The organism is Mesorhizobium sp. RSR565B, assembly GCF_054719465.1.
Map to the genome: position 1 here is coordinate 59,389 of NZ_JBTTIE010000001.1, position 23,890 is coordinate 83,278.

The following is a 23,890-nucleotide window of genomic DNA, read 5'->3' on the forward strand; positions in this document are numbered from 1 at the left end:
GTCAACCGGCGGCCTTGCTTTCAGGGTCGAGCAGCCGGTGCAGATGGACGACGAAATAGCGCATATGGGCATTGTCCACGCTGGCTTGCGCCTTTGCCTTCCACGCGGTGTGCGCGGTTTGATAGTCCGGATAAACCCCAACGATGTCGAGCGCGTCGAGATCGCGGAACTCGGTGCCTCCCAGCTTCTTCAGCTCGCCGCCGAACACCAGGTGCAAAAGCTGTTTCTTTCCGTCTTCCGCGGCCATTTCGGTCCTTCACATATTGTGAGTTTGCGACAGGTCTAGCCCAAAGCTGCCGACTTTGGAACCTTCGATCACGCTTCCGTATCGGCAATGACGCCGGCAAGCACGGTCAGCAACTGCCCGCTGCCGGCGACCAGCGCGCCGTGACGGATGATCTCCCCGGCATAAAGCGGCGCGCGGCCATGGCCGTCGAGCACGGCGCCGCCAGCCTCGCGCAAGATGAGATCGGCGGCGGCGATATCCCAGTCATGCGCGTTGGGCTTGACGAAGGTTGCGTCGAGCGTGCCGTTGGCGACCATCGCCAGCCGGTAGGCGAGAGAGGGAATGTGCGCCGCCCGCCGCACCCGGCCCTGCCATTGCGCCGGCATCAGGTCGATCAACTGCTTCAGCCCGCCGATCTCGACCGTCTTACCCAGGCCGCGCACGGCAATCGGCTTGCCGTTGCGGAAAGCTCCATGGCCAGGCAGCGCCCAATAGGTTTCGCCCTTGGCCGGACATTCGAGCACACCGGTGAGCGTGCGGCCATTCTCGACCACCGCGACGCTGACGCACCACGAGCGCAGACCTTCGAGGAAGCCGCGGGTGCCGTCTATGGGGTCGACGACAAAGGTGCGCCGCGCCAGAAGCCGCGCCGGATCGTCAGTCGTTTCCTCCGACAGCCAGCCATAGTCCGGCCGGGCCGCAAGCAGGGTCTCGCGCAAATAGGCGTCCGCCGCGTGGTCGGCTTCGCTGACCGGCGAGGTGCCGCCCTTCATCCACACTTGCGGGTTCTTGCCGAAATAGCGCATGGCGATCGCGCCCGCCTCGCGGGCGGCGTCGCGCAGCAGATCGAGGTCGTCCGAGGCCCCGGCCGATATGACCGGGTCACGCTCCGGCAAGGGTCATTCCTTCGATCAGCAGCGTCGGTGCGGCGGTGCCGAAATCGCGGTCAAGATCGCTCGCCGGCACCATGTTGAGGAACATCGTCTTCAAATTCGAGGCGATGGTCACCTCGGCCACCGGATAGGCAAGCTCACCATTGTCGATCCAGAAGCCGGATGCGCCACGGCTGTATTCGCCGGTCACCATGTCGACGCCCTGGCCGAACACTTCGGTGACATAAAAGCCGGATTTCAGCGACCTGATCAGGTCTTCCGGCGTCCTGTCGCCCGGCTCGATGGCGAGATTGGTCGAAGACGGCGATACCGACGAGCCGCTGCGCGCGCCGCGTCCGTTGGTGGTCAGCCCCAATTCCCGCGCGGCGGACGTCGACAGGAACCAGTGCTTCAGCACGCCGTTCTCGACCATCAACAGCTTTTCGCCCTCGACGCCTTCGCCGTCGAACGGGCGCGAGGCCTGGCCGCGACGCCGTAGCGGCTCGTCGGTGACGGTGATGGCAGCCGACGCAACCTGCTTGCCCATCATCTCGCGCAAGAAACTGGTCTTGCGCGCCGCCGAAGCGCCGTTGATGGCGCCGGCGAGATGGCCGGCAATGCCGCGCGCGACGCGCGGATCGAACACAACGTTGACCGGACCGGTCGCCGCCTTGCGGGCGCCGAGGCGGCGCACGGCGCGCTCGCCGGCCTTGCGGCCGATCAGCTCCGGCGCGTCGAGATCGGAAAAATGCTGGTTCGAGGAGTATTCGTAGTCGCGCTCCATGCCGGTGCCTTCGCCCGCAATAACGCTGGCCGAACGCGAAAAGCGCGATGCGACATAGTGGCCGACGAAGCCGTTCGACGTGGCCAGCACCAGCCCGCCAAGACCGGCGCTGGCGCCGCTGCCGGCCGAATTGGTGACGCCCTTGACTGCAAGGGCCGCTTCCTCGGCGGCAAGGGCCGCTTCCTTCAACTGATCGGCCGAAACCTCGGTGGCGTCGAACAGATCGAGGTCGCGCACCTTGCCGACCAGCAAAGCCGGATCGGCGAGACCCTGATAGGGGTCCTCGGGCGAGACTTTGGCCATGGCCACGGCGCGTTCAGCCAGCGCCTTGGGGTCCGATGCCGCCGTCGCCGAGACGCTCGCCACCCGGTTGCCGACGAAGACGCGCAGCGAGACATCGTCGCCCTCGGACGCTTCGGTGTGCTCGACCTTTCCCAGCCGCACCGACACGCCGATCGAACGGCCGCGCACGGCAACCGCGTCGGCGGCGTCGGCGCCGGCCCGCTTGGCAGCCTCGACCAGTGCCGCGACGCGGTCGGTCAATTTCGCTGCCTCTGATGTATCGGTCATGCGCGTGGTCCTGGCTGAAGCCGCGCCGGGCGGTAGCGGCTGCTGCACCATCTATTGTCCCAATGCGGCTTGTGCAATGGCGCACGGGCAATTGTCCCGCTGCGGCATAGCGCCCAAGCGGCCCGCAAAGCCATCCGCGGCGGCGCCACAGACGCGCGGCTTGACCGGTTTGTGAGTTTAACCGAGGCCGATTTCCGTCAAGGAGTGGCGACCGGCGTCCAGATCACGTCATCGATCCTCGTCGCGCCCGTTGCCAGCATCACCAGCCGGTCGAAGCCAAGCGCCGAGCCGCTGGCTTGCGGCATGATGGCGAGGGCGGCGAGAAAATCCTCATCCAGCGGATAGCGCTCGCCATAGACGCGCTCCTTCTCGTCCATCTCGGCGGCAAAGCGCCGGCGCTGCTCGGCCGGATCGGTCAGTTCGCCAAAAGCATTGGCGAGCTCGACGCCGCAGCAATAGAGCTCGAAGCGCTCGGCCACGCGCTGGTCCTCCGCGCTCGGCCGGGCCAAGGCGGCCTCGGAGATCGGATAGCCATAGAGGATTGTGGCCCGCCCCTGCCCCAGCATCGGTTCGACCTTTTCCACCATCACGCGGCTGAACAAATCGGCCCAGTTGTCATCGTCGGCCGTGCGCAGGCCGGCCTTGACCAGAGCATCATGAAGTGCGGCGCGGTCTGTGCCGCCATCGGCAGAAACGGTGGCAAGAAGATCGATGCCGGCGTAACGCGCAAAAGCTTCCGCCACGCTCACGCGTTCCGGCTCGGCAAACGGATCGGCCTCGCGGCCGCGAAAGCGGAAGGTTTTGGCGCCGGCCCGCTCAGCCGCGAGCTTCAGCAGTTCGGCGCAATCAGCCATCAGGCTCTCATAGGTTTCGCCGACTCGGTACCATTCGAGCATGGTGAACTCCGGGTGATGCAAAGGACCGCGCTCGCGGTTGCGCCAGACGGCGCCCAGGCTGAAGATGCGCCGTTCGCCGGCGGCAAGCAGCTTCTTGCAGGCGAATTCCGGTGAGGTGTGGAGGTAAAGCGGCCGGCGCGCACCGTCGGCGCCGATAGCCTCGGTGGCAAAGGCGGAGAGATGCGCCTCATTGCCCGGTGATATCTGCAGCGCCGCCGTCTCGACCTCGATGAAGTCGCGCTCGCCAAACCAGCTGCGCATTGCGGCAGCTATGGCGTTACGCGCCATCAGCCGCGGCCGGCGGTCGGCGTGAACATCCGGCGTCCACCAGGGCGAAGCGCCAGTCATGGGTTTGCCGGGCAACGGAATTGCTGACAGGGCTGGCGGTTCGGGCCAAGATGCGCTACGGCGACGGCTCTCGCAGCCGATTTGCGCCGAACGATCGTTTCAGGCCAACGAAGTCTAGGATTGAAAACCGTGGTGAAGGTCATCGCCAGTTCGCTCCGTAAAGGCAATGTCGTCGACAAGGACGGCAAGCTTTACGTGATCCTCTTTGCCGAAAACATCCACCCTGGCAAGGGTACGCCGGTCACCCAGCTCGACATGCGCCGCATCTCCGACGGGGTGAAGGTTTCGGAGCGCTACCGCACCACCGAGCAGGTCGAGCGCGCCTATGTCGAGGAGCGCGAGCACACCTTCCTCTACGCCGACGCCGAGGGGTATCACTTCATGAACCCGGAAAGCTACGACCAGGTCGCGGTGCCGGAAAGCGTGGTCGGCGACATGGCGCCCTACCTGCTCGAAGGCATGGCGGTGCAGATCTCGCAGTTCAACGGCATCGCCATAGCCCTGGTGCTGCCGCAGCGCGCTACTTTCGAAGTGGTCGAGACGGAGCCGACGACCAAAGGCCAGACGGCGTCCTCGTCATACAAGCCGGCCGTGCTTTCCAACGGCGTGCGCACGCTGGTGCCGCCGCACATCGCGCCGGGTACCCGCGTGGTGGTGATGACGGCCGATGGCGCTTATGTGGAGCGGGCGAAGGACTGACGCGCGAGCGCCTCCGTCCTGGTTGATCCGTTGCATTGCCTTCTGCGGCCGCTGGCTCGATAGTCCTGCCGATGTGGCAGACCTTTGTGACCTACTGGCCTCTGATCCTTGTGATCATTCCGATGCTGATGGCCGCCATCGGCATCGTCCACGCAATCATGACCAAGGAAGACGTGCGCGCCGCCACCGGCTGGGTCGGCGTGATGATCTTGTCGCCGTTCCTTGGCGCGATCATCTATGCCATTGCCGGCATCAACCGCATCCGCCGCGCCACCATCAGCGCCATGCGGCCCGTCGCCGGTGAAGCCGAGACAGCCAAACACGACCACGACATTGCGCTCGAAGCAATCATTTCAGCCGAATTCGGCCAGCGCTTTGCCGGCCTGAAGACGCTAGGCGACAGGGTGGCGCGGCGCGCACTGACGTCGGCAAACGCGATCACGATCCTCAGGACCGGCGACGAAGCTTACGCAGCAATGTGCCGGGCGATAGACAGCGCACAGCGCAGCATTCTGCTCGAGACCTACATCTTCGACAATGACGAGATCGGACGACGTTTTGTCGAATCGCTGGCCGGAGCGGTCCGGCGCGGCGTGACGGTTCGCGTGCTGATCGATGCGGTCGGCGTGCGCTATTCCGTGCCCAGCATCCTTGGGACACTCCGGGAAGCCGGCGTCACCGTCGATCTGTTCAACGGCAACATCGTCATGGGCCTGAGACTTCCCTATGCGAATTTGAGGACGCACAGGAAAATCCTGATCGTCGACGGCGCGGTGGCATTCACCGGAGGCATGAACATCCGCAAGGGGTTCTCGGCTGAATTCGCTGGCACTGCCAGCTCGGCGGATACGCATTTCCAGGTCACGGGGCCGGTCGTGGCCGACCTGTTCGCGGTTGCCGCCGAGGACTGGCGTTTTGCCGGCAACGAGGCCCTCAAGGACGAGGTCTGGCACGTGGCAAAGCCCTCGCCGCCTCCCGGTCAGCCGATCCTGGTGCGGGCGGTGGCGTCGGGGCCGGACGCCAGCATCGAAACCAACCATAAATTGCTGACGGGGGCATTTTCCGTCGCCCGCAAATCGATCCGCATCATGTCGCCCTATTTCCTGCCGGACCGGGAATTTGTCAGCGCGCTGGTCACGGCGGCCCGGCGCGGCGTCGAGATCGACATCGTCGTGCCCGCGGTCAACAATCTCTTCCTGGTCGGCCGCGCCATGACGGCGCAGTACGACCAGGTGCTGAAGCACTATTGCCGCGTCTGGCGGCATGAGGGGTCGTTCGACCATTCGAAGCTGTTGTCGGTCGATGGCGTCTGGGCCTATGTCGGCTCCTCCAACCTCGACGCCCGGTCGCTGCGGCTGAATTTCGAAATCGACCTGGAGGTGCTGGATACCGGCTTTGCCGCCGAGATCGAGGGGCGCATCGGAGCGGCAATCGCTTCCGCCAAACCCGTCACACTCGCAACCCTAAGAGCGCGGCCATTTGTCATCCGGGTCTTTGACCGGTTGTTATGGCTGGGATCGCCCTATCTTTAGAATCAGGACAGATTGAACGCAGGCCTATGGACATAAACGGACGCAGCCTTCCTGAAACAGTGCTCCTGTCGATCCGCGGCAGGAAAGCGCGCAAGGCGAACGCGACGCCGCGCAAGCACATTGAAGGCGCCCAGATGGTGGTCGCCTCCTACAACGTCCACAAATGCATCGGCACCGACCGCAGGTTCGACCCCGAACGGACCGCCCGCGTCATCCGCGAGATCGGCCCCGACGTCATCGCGCTGCAGGAGGCCGACAACCGCTTCGGCGACCGCGCCGGGCTGCTCGACCTTGCCCGGATCGAACACGAAACAGGGCTTGTGCCGGTGCCGGTTTCCGGAAGCGGCAAGGGCCATGGCTGGCGCGGCAACGTGCTTTTGTTCAAGCGCGGCACCGTGCGCGACGTCCATCAGATCAAGCTTCCGGGACTGGAGCCCCGCGGCGCGCTGGTTGCCGAGATCGACCTCGACGAAACGCGCACTCTGCGCGTCATCGCCGCGCATCTCGGCCTGTTGCGCCGCTCGCGTTCGGAGCAGGCCCGCGTCGTGCTCGACATCATGAGCAACCAGGATGAAAGGCCGACCTTGCTGCTCGGCGACCTCAACGAATGGCGGCTGGGCAACCGCTCGGCGCTCAAGACGCTGCACGCCACCTTTGGTTTCACGCCGGCGGCGGTGCCGACTTTCCCCTCAGGCCTGCCGGTGCTGGCGCTCGACCGGATCATGGCCAACCGGCACGGCATGGTCTCGTCGGTGGAAGCCCATGACACGCCGCTGTCGCGGGTTGCGTCGGATCATTTGCCGCTGACGGCGTTCGTCAGCCTGTAACTCATCCGTCCCGCAGCCAGACCAGCATCTCACCGGGTTCACGGTTGTCCCAGGCAAAGTACGGGACGGCGGTGATTTTCGTTTCGCTCACCGCCGGCGGATCGGTGCGATAGAGCCCGGTTTCCCAGTTTTCCTGGGCTTCCTTGCTGGCAAGTGCCGAAAGCGTGACGATGCCGCCGAGCAGGTTCGGCTCGGCATGCGCCTCGATTGTTGCCGTTCGCGGCAGAGCGATCCGATGCAACTGGCCGGCATTGTCGGTCTCCTCGACGCAATAGATCAGCGGACCGCGCGCAAGTGCGACGCGGCCGATGTCCTGACGCACCTCCGGATTGGCGAACAGACGGGCGATCGACATTTCGAGATCGAGTTCGACCCGGTCGCCCTGGCGCCACTCGCGCCGGATCGCGGCATAGCCGTCGCTGGTGATGTCATCCAGATCGACCGCGGCGCCGTTGACCTTGAGCGCCGCCTTGCCGCACCAGGAGGGGACGCGCAGGTGCAAGGTGAACTCGACCGGCGCGTCGGCTTCGATCCGAATGGAGACCGCGCCATCCCAGGGATAATTGCTGGTCTGAATCAGACTGACCGCCCGGTTCGATATGTCGAATCGCGCGGTGCTGTCGCCGTAGAGATGAACGGCCAGCGCATCATCCGAGAGGGAGTAGAAATAGCTGCCGATGGAGGCGACCATGCGGCCGATATTCGGCGGGCAACAGGGGCAGCGATGCCATTTCCAGCGATTGTGCCTGCCCCGGCTCTCCAACGGGTTCTCGTAGAAGAACAGCGAGCCGTCGAGCGACAGGCCGGAGATCGAGCCGTTGTAGAGCGCTCGCTCCATCATGTCGGCGTAGCGGGCGTTGGGGCCCAGGCCGAGCATGCGGCTGGCCCAGAACACGAGGCCGACCGAGGCACAGGTCTCGGCATAGGCGGTTTCGTTGGGCAGGTCGTAGTCGCTGGTAAAGCCCTCATTGTGCGCCGATGGCCCGAGGCCGCCGGTGACATAGAGGTTCTTGGTGGTGAGATCGTTCCACAGACGGTCGAGCGCTACCCTGAGCGTATCGTCGCCATATTCGGTGGCGATGTCGGCCATGCCGGAATAGAGGTACATCGCCCTGACCGCATGGCCGACGACCTTGTCCTGCTCGCGCACCGGCTTGTGCGACTGGTTGTACTCATAGGTCTTGAAATGATAGGCCTTCGGGTCGGCGCCGCGCGCACGCGCCTCCTCGTCGAAATAATGCGGCTGCTGCCCGCGCTGGTCGATGAAATACCTGGCCAGGTCCATGTATCTCTGCTCGCCGGTCGCCCGCGCCAGCTTGACCAGCGCCAGCTCGATCTCCTCATGGCCGCAATAGCCCTTCTTCTTGCCCGGCTCCGGACCGAAGGTGTCGGCGATATGGTCGACATAGCGGCATAGGATATCCAGCAGCTTGCGCTTGCCGGTGGCCTGGTAGTAGGCGACCGCGCCTTCGATCAGATGGCCGGCGCAGTAGAGCTCGTGGCAATCGCGCAGATTGGTCCAGCGCTTGCCGGGCTGGATGCGCTGGTACCAGCTGGAGAGATAACCGTCTTCCTGCTGCAGTTTGCCGTACAGGTCGATGACGGCATCGATCTTCTTCTCGAGTGCCGCGTTCTTGCGCCGGTAGAGCGAATAGGCCGCGGTCTCGATGGTCTTGCCCCAATCGGAGTCCCAAAACATCTGCGTCGTCACCGTCGAGCCGGTGAAGCCGGGGCTGGCAGCCTCGTCGGGCGACGGCGAATGGAACGGAATGACGACGCCCGGCGAGGGCCGGTCCGGATCGATCTGCTCCAGCATGCGCGCCTCGACGCAGCGCTCGTAGAGGATGTCGGCGGTGCGCGACGCCACGGCATCGACACGGTCGCCCCAGAAGCCGCGGACATCGACCTGCGGCACCGGCAGTGGGCGGAAGGCGAGTTTGTTGGCGGATGGTTGAACGGTCATCGTGTCACTCCGTTGGATATTGGTCATTTCACGGGGGGTCATTTCACCGCGCCGGCCATCAGGCCGCGGATGTAGAAGCGCTGCAGCAACAGGAAGAGCACCAGGCACGGCACCATCATCACGGTGACGCCCGCCTGCACGGCGCCCCAGTCGATGGCGCCGAAGCGGCCCGACTGAAGTGCGGTCATCATGATAGGCAGCGTGAATTTGGACTGGTCGGTCATCAGCACCAGGGCGGCCAGGAATTCGTTCCAGGCGCCGAGGAAGGCAAACAGCGCGATGGTGACGATGCCCGGCCAGACCAGCGGCAGCATCACCTTCAGCAGCATGGTGACGTTGTTGGCGCCGTCCATGCGCGCGGCCTCCTCGATCTCGCGCGGCACCGCGTCGAAGGCGTTGCGCATCATGAAGATCGAGAACGGCAATTGCAGCGTGGTGTAGACCAGGACCAGCCCGGTCAGCGTGTTGTGCAGGCCGACCTTGGTCAGCACCAGGAAGATCGGCGTCAGGATGGACTGGAAGGGGATCATGATCGTCGACAGGATGACGATGAAGAGCACATCCTTCATCGGAAAGCGGAAGCGCGAAAAGCCGTAGCCGGCCAGCACGCTGACGACGACCGACAGGATCACCGTCATCGAGGCGACATAGAGGCTGTTTTGCGCCGGCAGCCAGAGGCCGTCGCCAAAGGTGTCGAGCGTGCGATAGTTCTCGACCGAGAAGCCGGTCGTCGGCCATGGCGGCAGCGGCGGCTGGCGCGCCTCCTGCGCCGGCTTGAAGGTCGACAGCACGGCCCAGACGATCGGCGCGATGAACAGCACTGAGGCGATCATGCCGGTCGAATGCTCGGCGATCCTGAGCCAGAGGCGGCTGCTGCGGCTTCTTGCCTGCGCCATCAGTCGATGCCCTCCGGCTTGCGCAGCAGCCACAGCTGAACCAGGCTGAGCGCCACCAGGATCGCGAGCAGTATCATGGACAAAGCGGCGCCATAGCCGAGCTTGAACGAGACGAAGGACTGGTTGAAGATCCAGTAGACGGCGGTCAGCGTCTGGTTGCGCGGGCCGCCGCGCAGGATGATGTAGAACTGGTCGAAGGCGAGGATCGAGCCGGCGATCGACAGGATCAGCGCCAGCGCCAGCGTGCGGCGCATCAGCGGCAGGGTGATGGCGCGAAAGCGCGCGAACGGCCCTGCCCCGTCGATCATCGCGGCTTCCTGCAGATCGGTCGGGATCGACTGCAGGCCGGTCATCAGGATGATCATGGTGAAGCCCGCCACCTTCCAGACGACCATGGCGATGATCGACCAGAAGGCCGGCTGGAAGGTCGCCAGCAGGTTGAACTTTTTCGCCGTCAGGCCGAAATCGTAGGCGGCAGGGCTGAACAGGCCGGAATCGACATTGAGCAGCCACGACCACAGCAGGCTGGCCGAGGCGAAGCCGACGACCGCCGGCATGAAGAAGGATGTCCGGTAAAAGCCGGTCAGCCGCCTGGGCTTTTCGATGAACAGCGCCAGCGGAAAGGCGACGGCGAAGATCACGATGGTGACGATCACGGTGTAGTAGGCGGTGAAGCTCAGCGCGTTCCAGAAACGGTTGTCGCGCAGGATCGCCCGGTAATTGTCGAAACCGATGTAAAAATGCTCGCCCATCAGCGGCCAGTTGTGCAGCGACATCCAGGCCGTCATGCCGAGCGGGATGATGAAGAATACGACGACCAGCGCCACGGCCGGCGCGACATAGAGCAGGCCGATCCACTGCCGGCGGCCGGCACCGACCAGTTTTCTGGCGCGTGGCGAGGTGGTGGTGGTGATGGTCATTTACCCTCCCCCTTGTGGGGAGGGTCGCTGCGCAGCAGCGGGGTGGGGGTACGGCGCCGGCCTCCCACCCGGACCTGCGGTCCGACCTCCCCGCAAGGGAGAGGTAGGGCGTCGGTGCGATGATTGAGAATGCCAGAGGTCATGCTGCTCTTCCGTTGGATCCGTAGGGCGGCGGGACACTACCCCCACCCCGCTGCTTCGCAGCGACCCTCCCCACAAGGGGGAGGGTAAGGAGCGCCGGCCGCCCGTCCAGGGAGACGGACCGGGCGGCCGGATCAGGACCCGCGACGGCAAGGGCGTTGTGCGCCCTCGCCGCCGGCCAGTCCTTATTTCTGCGCCTGGTCGATGATCGACTGCATGGTCTCTTGTGCATTGGCGATGGCGCCATCGACGTCGTCGCCGAAGACGACCTCGTTGATCATCTGCGTCCACGGACCGTTGGCCGAGTTGATCAGGTCGTTGAACACCACGGAATAGGGCGTGCGGCCCTTGGCCATGGCTTCGGCGGCGATCTGGTAGCGCGGATCGAGATCCTTCAGCGCCTCCTTGGCGATGTCGCCGCGCACCGGCAGGCTGCCGTATTTGGCCAGGATGGTCTGGCCTTCGAGCGAATAGGCGAAGTCGAGAAACTCCTTCACCACGGCGAGCTTCTTGGTGCCCTTGGTGACGACGAAATTGTCGCCGCCGGCAAACGAAGACCAGCCGCTGTCCTTGCCCGGCAGGAAGGTGACGCCATAGTCGATATCCGGATACTGCGTGTTGAGCGCGCCGATGGCGAAGGCGCCGGACGGCGAAATGCCGATATTGCCGGTGGCGAAGGCGGCAAAGAAGTTGGCGCCGGTGTCGGTCTGCGCGCCGGCCGGCACCAGGTCCTTCTTGACCATCGAGCGGTAGAGGTCGATGGCGCCGCGCAGCTGCGGGCTGTCCAGCGTCGCCTTCGACCCGTCCTCGGAGAGGATATCGCCGCCCGAGGCCCACACCAGCGGCGTGAAGGTGAAGATGTTGCAGCCGCCGCAATTGCCGGAGAAATAAAAGCCCTTGATGTCGCCGCCGAGCGCGTTGACCTTTTCGGCATCGGCCTCGATCTCGGCCCAGTTGGCCGGCCCCTTGTCGGGATCGAGCCCCGCCTGCTTGAACAGTTTCTTGTTCCAGATCAGCACCGAGGCGTCGGCCGAGAACGGCAGCCCGTAAATGTGGTCCTTGTAGGTGCCGGTCTTGACGTGCGCCGGCGACAGGCTGGCGAAATAGGGCAGCGATTTCGCCCAGTCGGTGATGTCTTCGAGCTGGCCGGCGGCGGCAAAGGATGGCGTGTAGATCAGGTCGAGCGACAGCGCGTCGGGCGCCGTGCCGCCGGCGGCGGCGGCGCCATATTTCGGGATGATCTCGGCATTGGGAATGATGTCCAGCTTGACCTGGTTCTCATGGCCCTTGTTGAAGGCATCGACGATGCGCGGCATGAAGTTCGAGCCGTCGGCGCGAACCCAGATGTTGGCGGTGTCGGCGGCCATTGCAGGCAAGGCAATGATGCTCGCGGCGAGCGCGAACCCGGTAATCACGGTCTTCATGGTTTTCCTCCTCATGGTTCTGTTCTCCTCCCTGTTGCGGCGCTCCCTTAGATGGCGCCGCACGTTCTCCTAGCCGTCCAATGGGCGGCCGCATGACTGACGCACCACCAGCCGGCACGGCAGTTTTCGAATGCCCGGCGCGGCGGGTTGGCCGCCGACGAGCGAAAGCAGAGTGAGGCCGGCCTCGCGGCCGAGCGCCGCCAGGTTCATGTCGACCGAGGTCAGCGGCGGGCGGGTCGCCTCGGCCACGATCTCCCAATTGTCGAAGCCGATGACGCCGACATCGCCAGGCACGCCAAGGCCACGCTCGCGCAGCGCATCGATGACGCCGCGCGCGATCTGGTCGTTGCCGCAGAACACGGCGTCGGGTTTCTCTCCCTTCTTGTTGAAGAGCGTTGGGCCGTCGAACAGCTTTCCGACGGCTTCATTCCCCCAGGCTTCCGACCACGAGCCGAGCAAGGGCTCGGTGACCGGCAGGCCGTGCGCGGCCAGCACATCGCGAAAAGCCTGTGCCCGCTCATTCACCACGGCAAAGCTGGCAGGACCGCTGACATGGGCGATGCGCCGCCGCCCGAGCCGGCAAAGATGGTCGACCGCCAGCCGCGCTCCGCCGGCATCGTCGGAGACGAAGGCGACGGCATCGGGATCGGGCTGGCTGAAGGCGTAGATCACGGGCACGCCGAGATTGGCGAGGTCGACCGGCAGATGGCGGTCGATGCGCTTGCCGCTGGCGATGATGCCGTCGATGCGCTTGTCCAGCATCGCCTCGACATGCAGCTGCGCCAGCCGCGGGTCGTCCTCGACATTGCACATGAACACCGAGACACCGGCATCGACCAACGCATCCGAAATGCCCGACATGACCGGCAGCGAAAAGCGGCCATAGGTGTCGTTGGTCAGCAAGCCGACGGTAAAGGAACGCCGCCGAAGCAGGCTCTGCGCCAGGCTGTTGGGGCGAAAGCCGAGCCGCTGCGCCGTCTCGCGAATGCGCTGCCGCGTCTCGGCAGTCATCCGCCCCTGCCCGTTCAGCGCCTTCGAGGCCGTGGCCACACTGACGCCAGCCATCGCCGCGACTTCACGCAGGGTGACGGGGGTCTTGGCGGGTGGTGGGGTGTCGGAGGCCATGGTTAGGGTGTCGGTTCTCGGTTTGGGAAAAGGTTTTCTCTTACTGGGCTGTGGCGTGTCGATGTGGGTGGGTGGCGGATGCTGTGGGGTTTGGGAAAAGGTTTTCTCAGAGGGAGACTAGGATGAGAATTTGGGGATGGCAAGGGGAAATGAGGCGTCAAACGAACCCGCAGGTTGTCATGGCAACCGGCCTGCTCAACGACGGGGCGGCATAGGCGATTGCGCAAACTTGCTTACCAGCGACATTACCAATTCATACCGATCTCGCCGCGTTCGCTTGGCGATATTCGCTGCGGTCTCTTCAGCTGAGCTGGCGAGCAGCACATTGGCCGCAGTAATTTGCTGCTTGGCAAACTTAATCATCTGCTCAGCCATCGAAGCATTTATTCGCTCATCTGGTGTAACAAATGAACCGTCCTCAAAATCGCAATACATCGAAGCGTTGCGATATCTGAACAGAGCTGGCCCTACAGCAACTCCGGCGGCGGCCTTCATAAATAGGTCTTCAACGTCGATGGCCTTTTTCTCGGCTGCTACGGCCTCTTCGATCAACGGCACGGCGCTGGCCAATCCCATGAACTGACTTGCTTTCGAGTCATGTGATCTGAAGCGCTTTCCCGTGACCTTCCAGTCGACAGGAATGCCGAGAACGATCTGAGTGGCGGCGCCCAAAAGGATGGATAGCTTGCCGGCCTCTTCGCAAGCCACATACGAAAGAGCGTAGGATCTGCTTATCCTGCTGTTTTGGTAAAGTAACTCCGCGTCTTTTAGGAGTTCAGACGCGTTGTGACGAATCGCTATCATTCCTTCACAGATCGCCTGAAGGCTAAGATCTTTCATTCTCGATAATCCCATATTCTGTGAAATTGGTTGCGACTCTACTGGCGTCCAGCAATTGATCGTTTTGATTGCAAAGTAGCCGCATTAAAGCAAACTGCACTCAAAGCTAATTTTGAGTCGCTTGGTATCGGAATAATAGGCAGCGAATGGAGCTAGCTTTCAATCGCATCGCGCTTCGAAGGCTATGCGAGTCGTCGATAGCAATGGAAGATGAATTTGGGCTGGATGTGGCAAAAGCGCTTATGGCGCTTCTGGCTGAGTTGCGTGCTGCGGATTGCATTGACGACCTTCCGGATGTCGATATGACACCCACCAAAGGGCTCGGCCAGTCAACATCCATTCAAGTGACCGCTGGGGTGTTTCTGAAAATACAAGTGAACCACACGACCCCGCCGATGGATGCTTCCCAGGCGATCCTATGGGGCAAGGTCAGTCGGATAAAGATCATGGACATCTCGGATGAACGATAGAACTGACTCCTTCACTCCCGATTGGACGCATCCGCCTGGGTCTACAATCGCACGCATTATGGATCAACACGGCATGTCGTTAGCGACGTTTGCCACCCACATCGATCTTCCTGAACCGGAGGCAGATAGGCTTCTGATCGGGGAGACAGAGATCGACGAATCGTTGGCGCAACGCCTGAGTAAGGCCGTGGGTTCATCAGCTTCTTTTTGGTTGAAGCTAGAGCATATTTACCGAGCTGATTTTGAACGGACTGTGGGAAGGAAGACGGTAGAACAGCAGACTTGGCTGGCGCAATTTCCGGTCAAGGACATGGTGAAATTTGGCTGGGTTCCAGCACCAGCCAAGGAGGATTTGGCCGCGACTCTCCTGCATTTTTTCGGAGTTGATGACAAGGTCTCATGGCAGGCCCGATACGGACAGGACATAGCGGCAGTCTCATTCCGAACATCGCCCACCTACGAATCAAGACCGGGAGCCGTAGCAGTATGGCTTCGCTGGTCGGAGCTTCAGAGTGAGTTCATCCCATGTGCGCTTTGGAACCCTGCCCTCCTAAAGCTAAAGGTGACCGAGATGCGTGCTTTGACACGTCGGAAACATCCATGGCAGTTCATCCCACTTTTGCAGGCACTGTGTGCCGAATGCGGTGTTGCGCTCGTAATCGCTCCGGCTCCCACGGGATGCAGGGCAAGCGGCGCCACACGCTTCCTTTCAGCGACGAAGGCGCTTATCGCCTTGACGCTTCGCTACAAGTCAGATGACCATTTCTGGTTCACGTTCTTTCACGAGGTTGGCCACCTTCTGCTGCACGGTAAGGATGCACTGTTTCTCGAAGATGGAAGCGAGGTCGCTGAGAAGGAAGAGAAAGAGGCCAACGAATTTGCCGAGCGCACCCTGATACCTTTGGAGTTCAAAGGCTCGCTTGAAAAGATCCGATTTCGAGCCAACGACATCATTCGTTTGGCAGTGCAGATCGGCATCTCACCCGGAGTTCTTGTAGGGCAATTACAGCACTCAGGTCAGCTTGGCCGAGGCCAGTTCAACACGCTAAAGCGTCGTTATGAGTGGTCTCAGTGTGATACGAAGCTATCCTCGAAATAGCAGGTGTTGCGCAGGACTTTTCTGCCAATTGCACAAGCTATCCTCCAATGCCTGCATCCCTACCTTCAACTTCGCGTCGATCTGGAGCAGCAAGTCGTCCAGTTCTGAGGCGCGCAAATTCGCATTTGCTGCTCCGCCGAACAACAGACGAGCGCCGCGAAGTGGTCCAGTAGCGCTGTGCCAGAGATAGGCCGAGCCAGGCTCAATCGGTGCAATACCGAGCTTACCAAGCATTGTGAGAAAATCGAAGCGGCCGAGACGACCGAAGCGCATAACGTCATCCATTGAGCGATACATCTTGTCGAATACCGCCTGTGGGTTCTGCCCAACCTCGACGTGCAGGTCATGGATCATCCCCGCATGGGTGCGAGGTGGACCGACCCACGCAACATAGGTCTCGAACACTCTTGCTGTACCCTTTGTCGAGTCTGCTCTTAGGCTCTCGTACTTCCGATGGTTGCTAAAGCGCCATATACGAAGCAGTTGCTCATTGACGGCGAGCCAAGGTCGGAAAGCTCCAGGATTCTGAGATATTGCGGCCCAGTCCCAACGGCTTGGTCCTCCTACTTTTCCGTATATCTGCCGGGTAAGCTCCCATCCGTCGGCCTGATGTTTCCCGAAATGAGTAGCAAGGAATACGAGCCAATACGCTTCGTCGCGTCGGCCGGCGCGCAGGTGGAGAACTGCAGCTTTGAGCGGATCGAACATGCCGGAAGCAGGGTCGGCACGCGAAGGATGGTGCTGCCCGTCACGGATGTGAAAAACGAACTCAATTCGTCGCCGGCTGTCAACAAGCTGCTTAGCAAGACAGTTATACTGATCCTCCGTTGCGAGACCAGGCAAAGGAACGGTGTTGTTGTTGATCTCGTGTAGTACCTGCTGAAAGGTAGCGATCCTTAGATGCTCCGCGGCGCTCAACTCTGCTTTTCCTTCCCTACAACAAGCCCAGGAATATCAGGCTGGGGTATGAATGCTTGTGGAAGCTCTGCCTCCCTCCCTCGGATGAAGGCGTCGTAGACAGTCGAGGACATCAGATTCTTCTGTTTGACGACACCGCGATGGTCCTTCTGATCGAACAGTCTCTTTACAAGAAGGAGCCGAGCCAAATCGATCCAATATGGGTCTATTCCGTCTGTTCGGCCCAAAACGGTCGCCCCTTCTCGAATTTGGCGTTCCATATTCAGCAGCCATCTGACCGAACTCCACGGATCCCCTTTCGGCATCGGCGGCATCCCAATCGTATCCTGCCAGCCAGCGGCGATATATTTTTTGGCCCTCGCCTCTTCCCTGTCGTAGAGGTGAAGGCTTCCTACTGAATGGCTATAGGTACCGATTTCAAGATCGGTACTGCGGGCGACCAGTTCTTGGAGCACGGTGAATGCAAACACGTCGTGCGGCAAGCCGCGATAGGCGTCGTTGGAGCGCATGGAAACTTGACAATGAAGGTAGTCTCCCCGAGCGAAAAACTGGACCGTGCACGTGCAGGGAACATCCTTCTCCCCCAAGTCCGCTTGGTCAAAAATCTGGACGACTGCTTGGCGCGTGCTGCGCTTGTCCGGATCATTGAGCATGTCAATGATCCGTTTGATTTGGTTAGGTTTTCCTGCGAAGAGCCGCGGTCCGTACGCGCCGGTGGTGGAAGTCGCTTCCTGCGGAATTTTCGAGAATTCGCGGTATTTTGGTATGTAGTATTCGACAAAATCGAGAGTGTCTGACCCTGATAGGTACCAAAGCGTCTCACCTAGACAGCTTAAAAGTGTTGCCCTTTCTTCAGTCCGGCTGAACCTATTTCTAGGATTCGCCAGTTTTAGTAGAACTCCAGTTTCCTCTCGGTTTGGTCCCTTGGTAGGGCTCAAGCGATTACGACTTCTCAGTAATCTTCGGTAGACTACGCCGAGTAGATCATCGAGAGTTTCCCGCACCACGTACATTGTATGCGTCCAGTCACCCTTCCGAATCGGATGAGGCACTGTCGCACAATTTCAGCAACCGGATATCAGATTTAGAAGTATCGTCTGTCTCGGATCGAAAGTTATCTGTTCCGGCATCGCGACCCAAAGTCGAGTTCACCCGCAGCCTCCCGCGATGGGCGATGGGCTGATGGGCGCGGCGGGCCTGTTCGAATCCACCCGTCATGGACATTGCTGCGACCTAAACAGACCGGCAGTTTCAGGAGCATGCCAAAGGCCACCTGGATGACAGGAACCAGGCGCAAAGCAGCTTCCGTAGCGTAGAAATCAAAGAGCCTGGCGGTAGAACCTGCCATTTAAGCTCAGCTTCATGATCCAAACAGTTGTCAGATGCGATGGCGGAGCGCGTCGATGATCACCGCCATCGCAGGGGAGAGCTGTCGCCTGCTCGGATAGTAGAGGTGATAGCCGGCAAATGGCGGGCTCCAGTCGTCAAGCACGAGCCTGAGGCGTCCCTCGGCGATGTGGTGGCTGACGAGGTTTTCCGGGACATAGGCGATCCCGAAACCGCTTGTCGCAGCCTCGATCATGGGAATGGACGAATTGAAGGTGAGTTGGCCTTCCACCCGCACACGAAGGTCGCGGCCATCCCTGGCGAATTCCCAGGCATATAATCCGCCGAACGTCGCCTGCCGCATATTGATGCAGTCATGGTCGACCAGGTCCTGGGGCGCGGTCGGAACCGGATGGCGGGAAAAGTAGTCCGGCGAAGCCACGGCCACGAGCCTCCAATCGGGTCCGATGCGCACTGCGATCATATCCCTGTCGATGCTCTCACCAAGCCGCACGCCTGCGTCGAAGCGCTCCTCCACAATGTTCTTCATGCCGTTGTCGCTGTAGAGCTCGACGCGCACGTCGGGATTGTCGCTGAGCAAGGGCTGCAGCTTCGGCCAGACGGTCGTCTGGAGCGCATGGTCGGACAGGGTGATACGGACCGTTCCGGAGGGCTTGTCGCGAAACGCCACCAGGCTTGCGAGGTCGGATTCGATTTCCTCGAAGCGCGGAACGAGCGATTGGAAAAGTCGCTCGCCGGCGTCGGTCGGAGAGACGCTCCGTGTCGTACGCGTCAGCAGGCGGACGCCAAGACGAGCTTCAAGCTCCTTGATTGTCGAACTCAGGGTCGACTGCGAGGTTCCGAGCTTGGCCGCCGCCCTGGTGAAGCTGCGCTCCCGGGCGACCGCCACGAACCAGAGCAGGTCCTTCATGCCATCGCGTTGCACAGGGCACCTCCCATCGGACATTCATATCATGAGCAGATAAGTCCATGCGGATTGCTTAGTCTACTTAAATGGGTTCCCCTGCAATATCTTCCAGCAGCGATGGGGATTGGCGGCTGATCCGTCCGGTCGCTTTGCCAGGATGCCAATCATGGAAACCACGTACGACACAAGGCTTGTTGAAAACCGCGCCGCATGGGGCGCGGTGTTGTCGATGGCGCTGTGTGTTTTCGTGCTCATCGCGTCGGAATTCATGCCGGTCAGCCTGCTGTCGCCGCTAGCGGCCGATCTCGGCATCACCGAGGGCCGGGCGGGACAGGCGATCTCGATTTCGGGCGCTTTCGCCGTCGTGACCAGCCTGCTGGTCGCCGGCCTCACGCGCCACATCGACCGCCGACTGGTCGTGACCGGCTTTACCCTCCTCCTCATCGTGTCCGGTCTGGCTGTCACCTTCGCGCCGAACTACGCGTTGCTCATGGTCGGCCGGGCGCTGCTCGGTATCGCGATCGGCGGGTTCTGGTCGATGTCGACCGCGATCGTCATGCGCCTCGTGCCGCAAGACATGGTTCCGAAGGGTCTCGCCATGCTGAACGCCGGCAATGCCATTGCGGCCACCATCGCCGCGCCGCTGGGCAGTTTTCTTGGCGCCTATGTCGGCTGGCGCGGCGCTTTCTTCCTCGTCGTGCCGTTTGGTCTCCTGGCGCTGGCCTGGCAGTGGACAAGCCTGCCGCCGCTGCCGCCGCGCCGCAGGAAGCGTGCCGGCAATCCGCTGGCGCTGCTCGGCCGTCTTCCCGTCGCCACCGGCATGGCGTCGATCATGATGCTGTTCATGGGCCAGTTCGCGCTCTTCACCTATCTGCGGCCCTTCCTCGAGAACGTCACCCGGCTCGACATCGCCGCCCTCTCGGCGGTCCTGCTGGCGATGGGGCTGGCCGGGGTGCTCGGCACATGGTGCGTCGGCCGGCTTTTGCGCACGCGTCTGTTCAGCATCCTCACCGTCATCCCGCTGGTCATGGCTGCGTTGGCCGCCGCGCTCATCGCCTTCGGTGCACTCCCGGGTCCCACAGCGCTGCTGCTCGTTGCCTGGGGCTTCTTCGGCATGGCCGCGCCGGTTGGTTGGGGCACGTGGCTCAGCCGAACGTTGCCGAACGACGCGGAGGCCGGCGGCGGGTTGCAGGTAGCCGTCATCCAGCTCGCCATCACCGGCGGCGCCGCGATCGGCGGCACGCTGTTCGATACGGTGGGCTGGTGGGGACCGTTCACTCTGGGCGCGGTGCTGCTCTGCGGATCGGCGCTCGCCGCCCTTGCCGCAGCGTATATGGCCCGGAGGTCTTTGCCATGACGATCGAACGTGCGCCGCTCAGCCGCCGGACATTGCTCGGCGCCGCGCTCGCGGTGGCGGCCCTGCCTCGCACAGCCGCCAGCCAGGAAGGCCAATCTCCCGTCAGCCAGGAGCCCACCGACATGAAGATCAGGATGGTTTTCAACGGCCGCACCATGACCGCCACGCTCTACGACAATCCCTCGGCGCGCGACTTCTTCTCCATGCTGCCGCTCGACCTCGAGATCGAGGACTACGCCCATAACGAGAAGATCGCCTATCTGCCACGCAAGCTGACCGAGGAGGGAAGCGGTCCGTTCGCCGACGAGCAGCCCTACGACCTGTGCTATTTCATGCCCTGGGGCAACCTGGCCATGTTCTACGCCGACTACCGCCATCCCGGGCTGATCAGGCTTGGCCGCTTCGACGAGGGCGAGCAGGCCCTGCACATTCGCGGCAAATTCCCGCTTCGCATCGAACGCATTTGAGGACGCAAAGGAGATCACCATGGACATTCTTCGCGCCGGCACCAGGCCTTCCGGCAAGGGACCACCTGACTGGTTCACCGGAACGGTGCGGATCGATCCGCTCTTCAATCCCTTCGACGCCGAGCGGGTTCAAGGCGCACAGGTGACCTTCGAGCCCGGCGCCCGCACCGCCTGGCACACGCATCCGCTCGGCCAGACGCTGATCGTCGTCTCCGGCCTCGGCCGCGTGCAGCGCCAGGGTGGTCCGGTCGAGGAAATCCGTCCAGGCGACGTCGTCTGGTTCGCGCCCGGCGAAAAGCACTGGCACGGCGCGTCGCCTCAGACCGCCATGACCCACATCGCCCTCCAGGAGGTCAAGGATGGCAAGGTCGTGGACTGGCTGGAACATGTCAGCGACGCCGACTACGGCGGCTGATCTCTCCCCTCGAAAGGAACCAACATGCTTGCAACCGTTCTTCACAAACCGGGCGACATCCGCTGCGAGGAAATCGCCGATCCGAAAATCATGCGGCCGACGGACGCCATCATCAAGCTGTCGGCAAGCTGCATCTGCGGCTCGGACCTGTGGCCCTATCGCGGGCTGCAGCCGGTCGCCGGGCGGATGCATATGGGCCACGAATATTGCGGCATCGTCGTCGAGGTCGGCGCAGAGGTGCGCACGGTCCGCCCCGGCCAGTTCGTCGTCGGGTCATTCTGCCTCTCGGACAATACCTGCCCGCATTGCCGCTTCGGCTTCCAGTCGTCTTGCGTGCAGCGCGAGTTCATGTCGGGCGCGCAGGCGCCTTACGCTCGCGTACCCTTGGCCGATGGCACACTGGTCGCCACCGCCGAGGTGCCGCCGGCCGAACTCATCCCTGACCTGCTGGCGGTGTCCGATGTGCTCGGCACCGGCTGGTATGCGGCCGACGCAGCCGAGGTCCGCGAAGGATCGACGGTGGTGGTGGTCGGCGACGGTGCGGTCGGCCTGATGGGCGTGCTTGCGGCCAAGGAGATGGGCGCCGAGCGCATCATCGCCATGAGCCGGCACGCCAGCCGCCAAAAGCTCGCCCGTGAGTTCGGCGCCACCGAAATCGTCGCTGAGCGCGGCGAGGAAGGCGTGGCCCGCATCAAGGAACTCACCAAGGGCGTCGGCGCGGACTCCGTGCTGGAATGCGTCGGCACGGGAGAATCCTTCGACCAAGCGCTGGCCTGCTCCCGCCCCGGCGGCACCATCGGCTATGTCGGCGTGCCGCATGGCGTGAACTTCGACGGCCAAAAACTATTCTTCGGCCAGAAACGCATGCTGGGCGGCCCGGCGCCGGTGCGCCGCTTCCTGCCCGACCTGATGGACCGTGTGCTGCAAGGTCGGATCAAGCCCGGCAAGGTCTTCGACCTCAAGCTGCCGCTGGCCGAGGTCGCTGAAGGCTACCGCGCCATGGACGAGCGTCGCGCCATCAAGGTCATGCTTTCGGTGTGAGCAGCAATCGGGCGGACGGCCTGTGCGCACCAAAACTCAGAAAAGGAACAACATATGACGATGAGATTGAAGATTGCCGCCCTTGCGCTTGCGCTTTCGGTCGCCACGCCGGCTTTCTCGCAAGAGTCCGCGATCATCGGCGCATGGCGCATGATTTCGCTCGAGGCCGGCGCCGAGGGAAACCTCAAGCCCGTGCCATATTCCGGCCAGGTCATCTTCACCGAGGCCGGCACCCTCTCGGTGCAGGCGCAGAACCCCGACCCCAAGGCGCCGGACACGCCTTACACGGCGAATGGCTACGAAGCCTATTACGGGCCGGTCGCCATCAACGACAAGGACAAGACCTTCGTCATCACGATCGAGTCCTCCCTGGTCCGCAACCTTGTCGGCAAGAGCATGAAACGCAAATTCGAGGTCTCGGACAACAAACTGGTCCTCACGCCTGACAACCCGGCCGAAGGCTGGCGCGTGACCTACGAACGCTACTGATCCGAACAGTTGGATTACCGATTGACCAAAATGGCGCGGATATCAGACCGAAATGGCGTCATGGCGGAACTGACGCCGATCATGGCGGCTGTCTTCGCCGGCTTCCTGCTGATCGGCCTGGCGCTACCCGTCCTGCCGCTGCATCTTCACCAGCAGCTTGGCTTCGGCCCCTTCGCAGTGGGACTGGTGACGGGCAGCCAGTTCGTCGCCTCGATGCTGTCGCGCATCGGGGCTGGCAACTATGCCGATGGGCGCGGCGGCAAGCGCGCCGTCGTCGTCGGCCTCATTGCCGCTACCCTTGCCGGGCTATTTTACCTCGGCTCGCTGGCATTGCTCGACCGGCCGGTAGCGTCCGCATCGGCGCTGTTCGCCGGACGGGCGGTGCTGGGCGCGTCCGAGAGCTTCATCATCACCGGCGGCGTCGCCTGGGGCCTCTCCGTTGCGGGCGGACAGAACTCCGGAAAAGTCATAGCCTGGGTGGGCACGGCGATGTTTGCGGCGCTCGCGCTGGGGGCGCCGGTCGGATCTGCGCTTTATGCGGCGAGCGGTTTCACCGCGATCGCGCTCGCGACGATCATCCTGCCGCTGGCGACGCTGCTTGCCATCCTGCCGATGCGCGGCACCAGCGCCGCCTCGGGCAGCGTGCCGCAGTCATGGAGGAGCGTGGCGAAAGCGGTCTGGCTTCCTGGCGTCGGAGCTGCTTTCAGCAGCCTCGGCTATGGTGCTATTCTGGGCTTCGGCGCCCTGCTCTTCGCCGAGCGGGGCTGGCAGCCGGTATGGCTTCCTTTCACGGCCTATGCTGCGTCTCTGATTGTGGCAAGGCTGTGCTTCGGCCACCTGCCCGACAGGCTTGGAGGCGCACGCGTCGCCGTGATCTTCGTTGTGGTCGAGGCGGCAGGGCTGATGCTGATCTGGCTTGCGACCGGGCCTGTTGTCGCCGCAATCGGAGCGGGTCTGACTGGCCTCGGCTACTCGCTGGTCTATCCCGGCCTCGGCGCCGAGGCCGTAGGCCGTCTTCCGTCGCGCAGCCGCGGCCTGGCCATGGGACTCTACACCGTCTTCCTCGACGTGGCGCTCGGCTTCGGCAGTCCGGCGCTCGGCCTGGTCGCTGCGTCGACCGGGCTGCAATTCGTCTTCTTCGCCGTCGCGGCGGCGACGCTTCCGGCGTTGGGCATAGCTCTGCTGCTGGGTCGCCGTAGCGCTCCATTATAGACAGCTCGCCGGCGCCGTCCGCATGAGGTTCGCTCATAGTCTCTTTCCGGGTCGCCACTGAGGCTGAACCCCTGCCCCGCAAGGGTCGACGAGGCCCGGCAAATT

The 23,890-nt window shown here is 62.7% G+C and carries 24 protein-coding genes; 11 read left to right on the forward strand and 13 right to left on the reverse strand.

Annotated elements, in window-relative coordinates:
* Position 1 precedes the first annotated feature (1 nt).
* The 4 genes from ACYG9R_RS00270 to epmA form a co-directional block, all read right to left on the reverse strand.
* Positions 2-247, reverse strand: coding sequence for a DUF4170 domain-containing protein (locus tag ACYG9R_RS00270; RefSeq protein WP_023682943.1), 246 nt, complete (start codon positions 245-247; stop codon positions 2-4).
* Positions 248-315: 68 nt separating this feature from the next.
* Positions 316-1,122, reverse strand: coding sequence for a 3'(2'),5'-bisphosphate nucleotidase CysQ (locus tag ACYG9R_RS00275; protein WP_023689592.1), 807 nt, complete (start codon positions 1,120-1,122; stop codon positions 316-318).
* A complete protein-coding gene (locus tag ACYG9R_RS00280) occupies positions 1,109-2,452 on the reverse strand; it encodes a TldD/PmbA family protein (RefSeq protein WP_023824532.1) in 1,344 nt (447 codons plus the stop codon). The genes ACYG9R_RS00275 and ACYG9R_RS00280 overlap by 14 nt, the downstream gene beginning before the upstream one ends.
* 197 nt (positions 2,453-2,649) lie before the next feature.
* Positions 2,650-3,696, reverse strand: coding sequence for an EF-P lysine aminoacylase EpmA (epmA, locus tag ACYG9R_RS00285; protein ID WP_023745485.1), 1,047 nt, complete (start codon positions 3,694-3,696; stop codon positions 2,650-2,652).
* 129 nt (positions 3,697-3,825) lie between these two features.
* Here epmA and efp point away from each other — a divergent pair, with 129 nt between their 5' ends.
* The 3 genes from efp to ACYG9R_RS00300 all read left to right on the forward strand — a co-directional run bounded on the left by efp (position 3,826) and on the right by ACYG9R_RS00300 (position 6,754).
* On the forward strand, positions 3,826-4,395 hold the full coding sequence (efp, locus tag ACYG9R_RS00290; RefSeq protein WP_023682947.1) for an elongation factor P: 570 nt from the start codon (positions 3,826-3,828) through the stop codon (positions 4,393-4,395).
* A gap of 71 nt (positions 4,396-4,466) precedes the next feature.
* Complete coding sequence (locus ACYG9R_RS00295) at positions 4,467-5,927, forward strand: phospholipase D-like domain-containing protein (RefSeq protein WP_023824531.1); 1,461 nt, start codon at positions 4,467-4,469, stop codon at positions 5,925-5,927.
* A gap of 26 nt (positions 5,928-5,953) precedes the next feature.
* The gene (locus tag ACYG9R_RS00300; protein WP_023671569.1) at positions 5,954-6,754 is read left to right on the forward strand and encodes an endonuclease/exonuclease/phosphatase family protein; all 801 of its coding nucleotides are present in this window, start codon (positions 5,954-5,956) and stop codon (positions 6,752-6,754) included.
* Position 6,755: 1 nt separating this feature from the next.
* Here ACYG9R_RS00300 and ACYG9R_RS00305 read toward each other — a convergent pair whose 3' ends face one another.
* The 6 genes from ACYG9R_RS00305 to ACYG9R_RS00330 form a co-directional block, all read right to left on the reverse strand.
* Entirely contained in the window at positions 6,756-8,717 is a 1,962-nt protein-coding gene (locus ACYG9R_RS00305; RefSeq protein WP_023824530.1) for a glycoside hydrolase family 127 protein, read from the reverse strand.
* 38 nt (positions 8,718-8,755) lie between these two features.
* Positions 8,756-9,613 carry a carbohydrate ABC transporter permease gene (locus tag ACYG9R_RS00310; RefSeq protein WP_023682951.1) on the reverse strand — a complete coding sequence of 286 codons (858 nt, stop codon included), beginning with the start codon at positions 9,611-9,613 and terminating at the stop codon, positions 8,756-8,758.
* On the reverse strand, positions 9,613-10,533 hold the full coding sequence (locus tag ACYG9R_RS00315; protein WP_023824529.1) for a carbohydrate ABC transporter permease: 921 nt from the start codon (positions 10,531-10,533) through the stop codon (positions 9,613-9,615). The genes ACYG9R_RS00310 and ACYG9R_RS00315 overlap by 1 nt, the downstream gene beginning before the upstream one ends.
* Positions 10,534-10,859: 326 nt before the next feature.
* Positions 10,860-12,098: an ABC transporter substrate-binding protein gene (locus ACYG9R_RS00320; protein ID WP_023824528.1), complete on the reverse strand. Its 1,239-nt coding sequence runs from the start codon at positions 12,096-12,098 to the stop codon at positions 10,860-10,862.
* Between the two features lie 69 nt (positions 12,099-12,167).
* A complete protein-coding gene (locus tag ACYG9R_RS00325; RefSeq protein WP_023824527.1) occupies positions 12,168-13,223 on the reverse strand; it encodes a LacI family DNA-binding transcriptional regulator in 1,056 nt (351 codons plus the stop codon).
* A 195-nt stretch (positions 13,224-13,418) separates the two neighbouring features.
* Positions 13,419-14,063 carry an AbiV family abortive infection protein gene (locus ACYG9R_RS00330; RefSeq protein WP_023824526.1) on the reverse strand — a complete coding sequence of 215 codons (645 nt, stop codon included), beginning with the start codon at positions 14,061-14,063 and terminating at the stop codon, positions 13,419-13,421.
* A 203-nt stretch (positions 14,064-14,266) separates the two neighbouring features.
* On the opposite strand from ACYG9R_RS00330, the gene ACYG9R_RS00335 reads away from it, so the two are divergent.
* Entirely contained in the window at positions 14,267-14,533 is a 267-nt protein-coding gene (locus ACYG9R_RS00335) for a hypothetical protein (protein ID WP_155922436.1), read from the forward strand.
* Entirely contained in the window at positions 14,523-15,632 is a 1,110-nt protein-coding gene (locus ACYG9R_RS00340) for an ImmA/IrrE family metallo-endopeptidase (RefSeq protein ID WP_023824524.1), read from the forward strand. Before ACYG9R_RS00335 ends, ACYG9R_RS00340 begins: the two co-directional genes overlap by 11 nt.
* Here the strand turns inward: ACYG9R_RS00340 and ACYG9R_RS00345 are convergent.
* The 3 genes from ACYG9R_RS00345 to ACYG9R_RS00355 form a co-directional block, all read right to left on the reverse strand.
* A complete protein-coding gene (locus tag ACYG9R_RS00345) occupies positions 15,618-16,550 on the reverse strand; it encodes an alpha-glutamyl/putrescinyl thymine pyrophosphorylase clade 3 protein (protein ID WP_023824523.1) in 933 nt (310 codons plus the stop codon). The two genes, ACYG9R_RS00340 and ACYG9R_RS00345, sit on opposite strands and share 15 nt — an antisense overlap.
* Entirely contained in the window at positions 16,547-17,563 is a 1,017-nt protein-coding gene (locus tag ACYG9R_RS00350) for a thymidylate synthase (RefSeq protein ID WP_023824522.1), read from the reverse strand. The genes ACYG9R_RS00345 and ACYG9R_RS00350 overlap by 4 nt, the downstream gene beginning before the upstream one ends.
* A 365-nt stretch (positions 17,564-17,928) precedes the next feature.
* Complete coding sequence (locus tag ACYG9R_RS00355; protein ID WP_032886666.1) at positions 17,929-18,807, reverse strand: LysR family transcriptional regulator; 879 nt, start codon at positions 18,805-18,807, stop codon at positions 17,929-17,931.
* A 163-nt stretch (positions 18,808-18,970) separates the two neighbouring features.
* On the opposite strand from ACYG9R_RS00355, the gene ACYG9R_RS00360 reads away from it, so the two are divergent.
* From ACYG9R_RS00360 to ACYG9R_RS00385, 6 genes are read left to right on the forward strand one after another with little or no spacing between them, the layout of a single operon-like run.
* Positions 18,971-20,161 carry an MFS transporter gene (locus tag ACYG9R_RS00360; RefSeq protein WP_031199609.1) on the forward strand — a complete coding sequence of 397 codons (1,191 nt, stop codon included), beginning with the start codon at positions 18,971-18,973 and terminating at the stop codon, positions 20,159-20,161.
* Entirely contained in the window at positions 20,158-20,628 is a 471-nt protein-coding gene (locus ACYG9R_RS00365; protein WP_023824519.1) for a cyclophilin-like fold protein, read from the forward strand. Before ACYG9R_RS00360 ends, ACYG9R_RS00365 begins: the two co-directional genes overlap by 4 nt.
* A 19-nt stretch (positions 20,629-20,647) precedes the next feature.
* Positions 20,648-21,043: a (R)-mandelonitrile lyase gene (locus ACYG9R_RS00370; protein ID WP_023824518.1), complete on the forward strand. Its 396-nt coding sequence runs from the start codon at positions 20,648-20,650 to the stop codon at positions 21,041-21,043.
* 24 nt (positions 21,044-21,067) lie between these two features.
* The gene (locus ACYG9R_RS00375; RefSeq protein ID WP_023824517.1) at positions 21,068-22,084 is read left to right on the forward strand and encodes a zinc-dependent alcohol dehydrogenase family protein; all 1,017 of its coding nucleotides are present in this window, start codon (positions 21,068-21,070) and stop codon (positions 22,082-22,084) included.
* 54 nt (positions 22,085-22,138) lie between these two features.
* Positions 22,139-22,573: a lipocalin-like domain-containing protein gene (locus ACYG9R_RS00380; protein WP_023753752.1), complete on the forward strand. Its 435-nt coding sequence runs from the start codon at positions 22,139-22,141 to the stop codon at positions 22,571-22,573.
* Positions 22,574-22,603: 30 nt separating this feature from the next.
* Positions 22,604-23,785: an arabinose transporter gene (locus ACYG9R_RS00385; protein ID WP_031199607.1), complete on the forward strand. Its 1,182-nt coding sequence runs from the start codon at positions 22,604-22,606 to the stop codon at positions 23,783-23,785.
* The last annotated feature ends 105 nt before the right edge of the window (positions 23,786-23,890 follow it).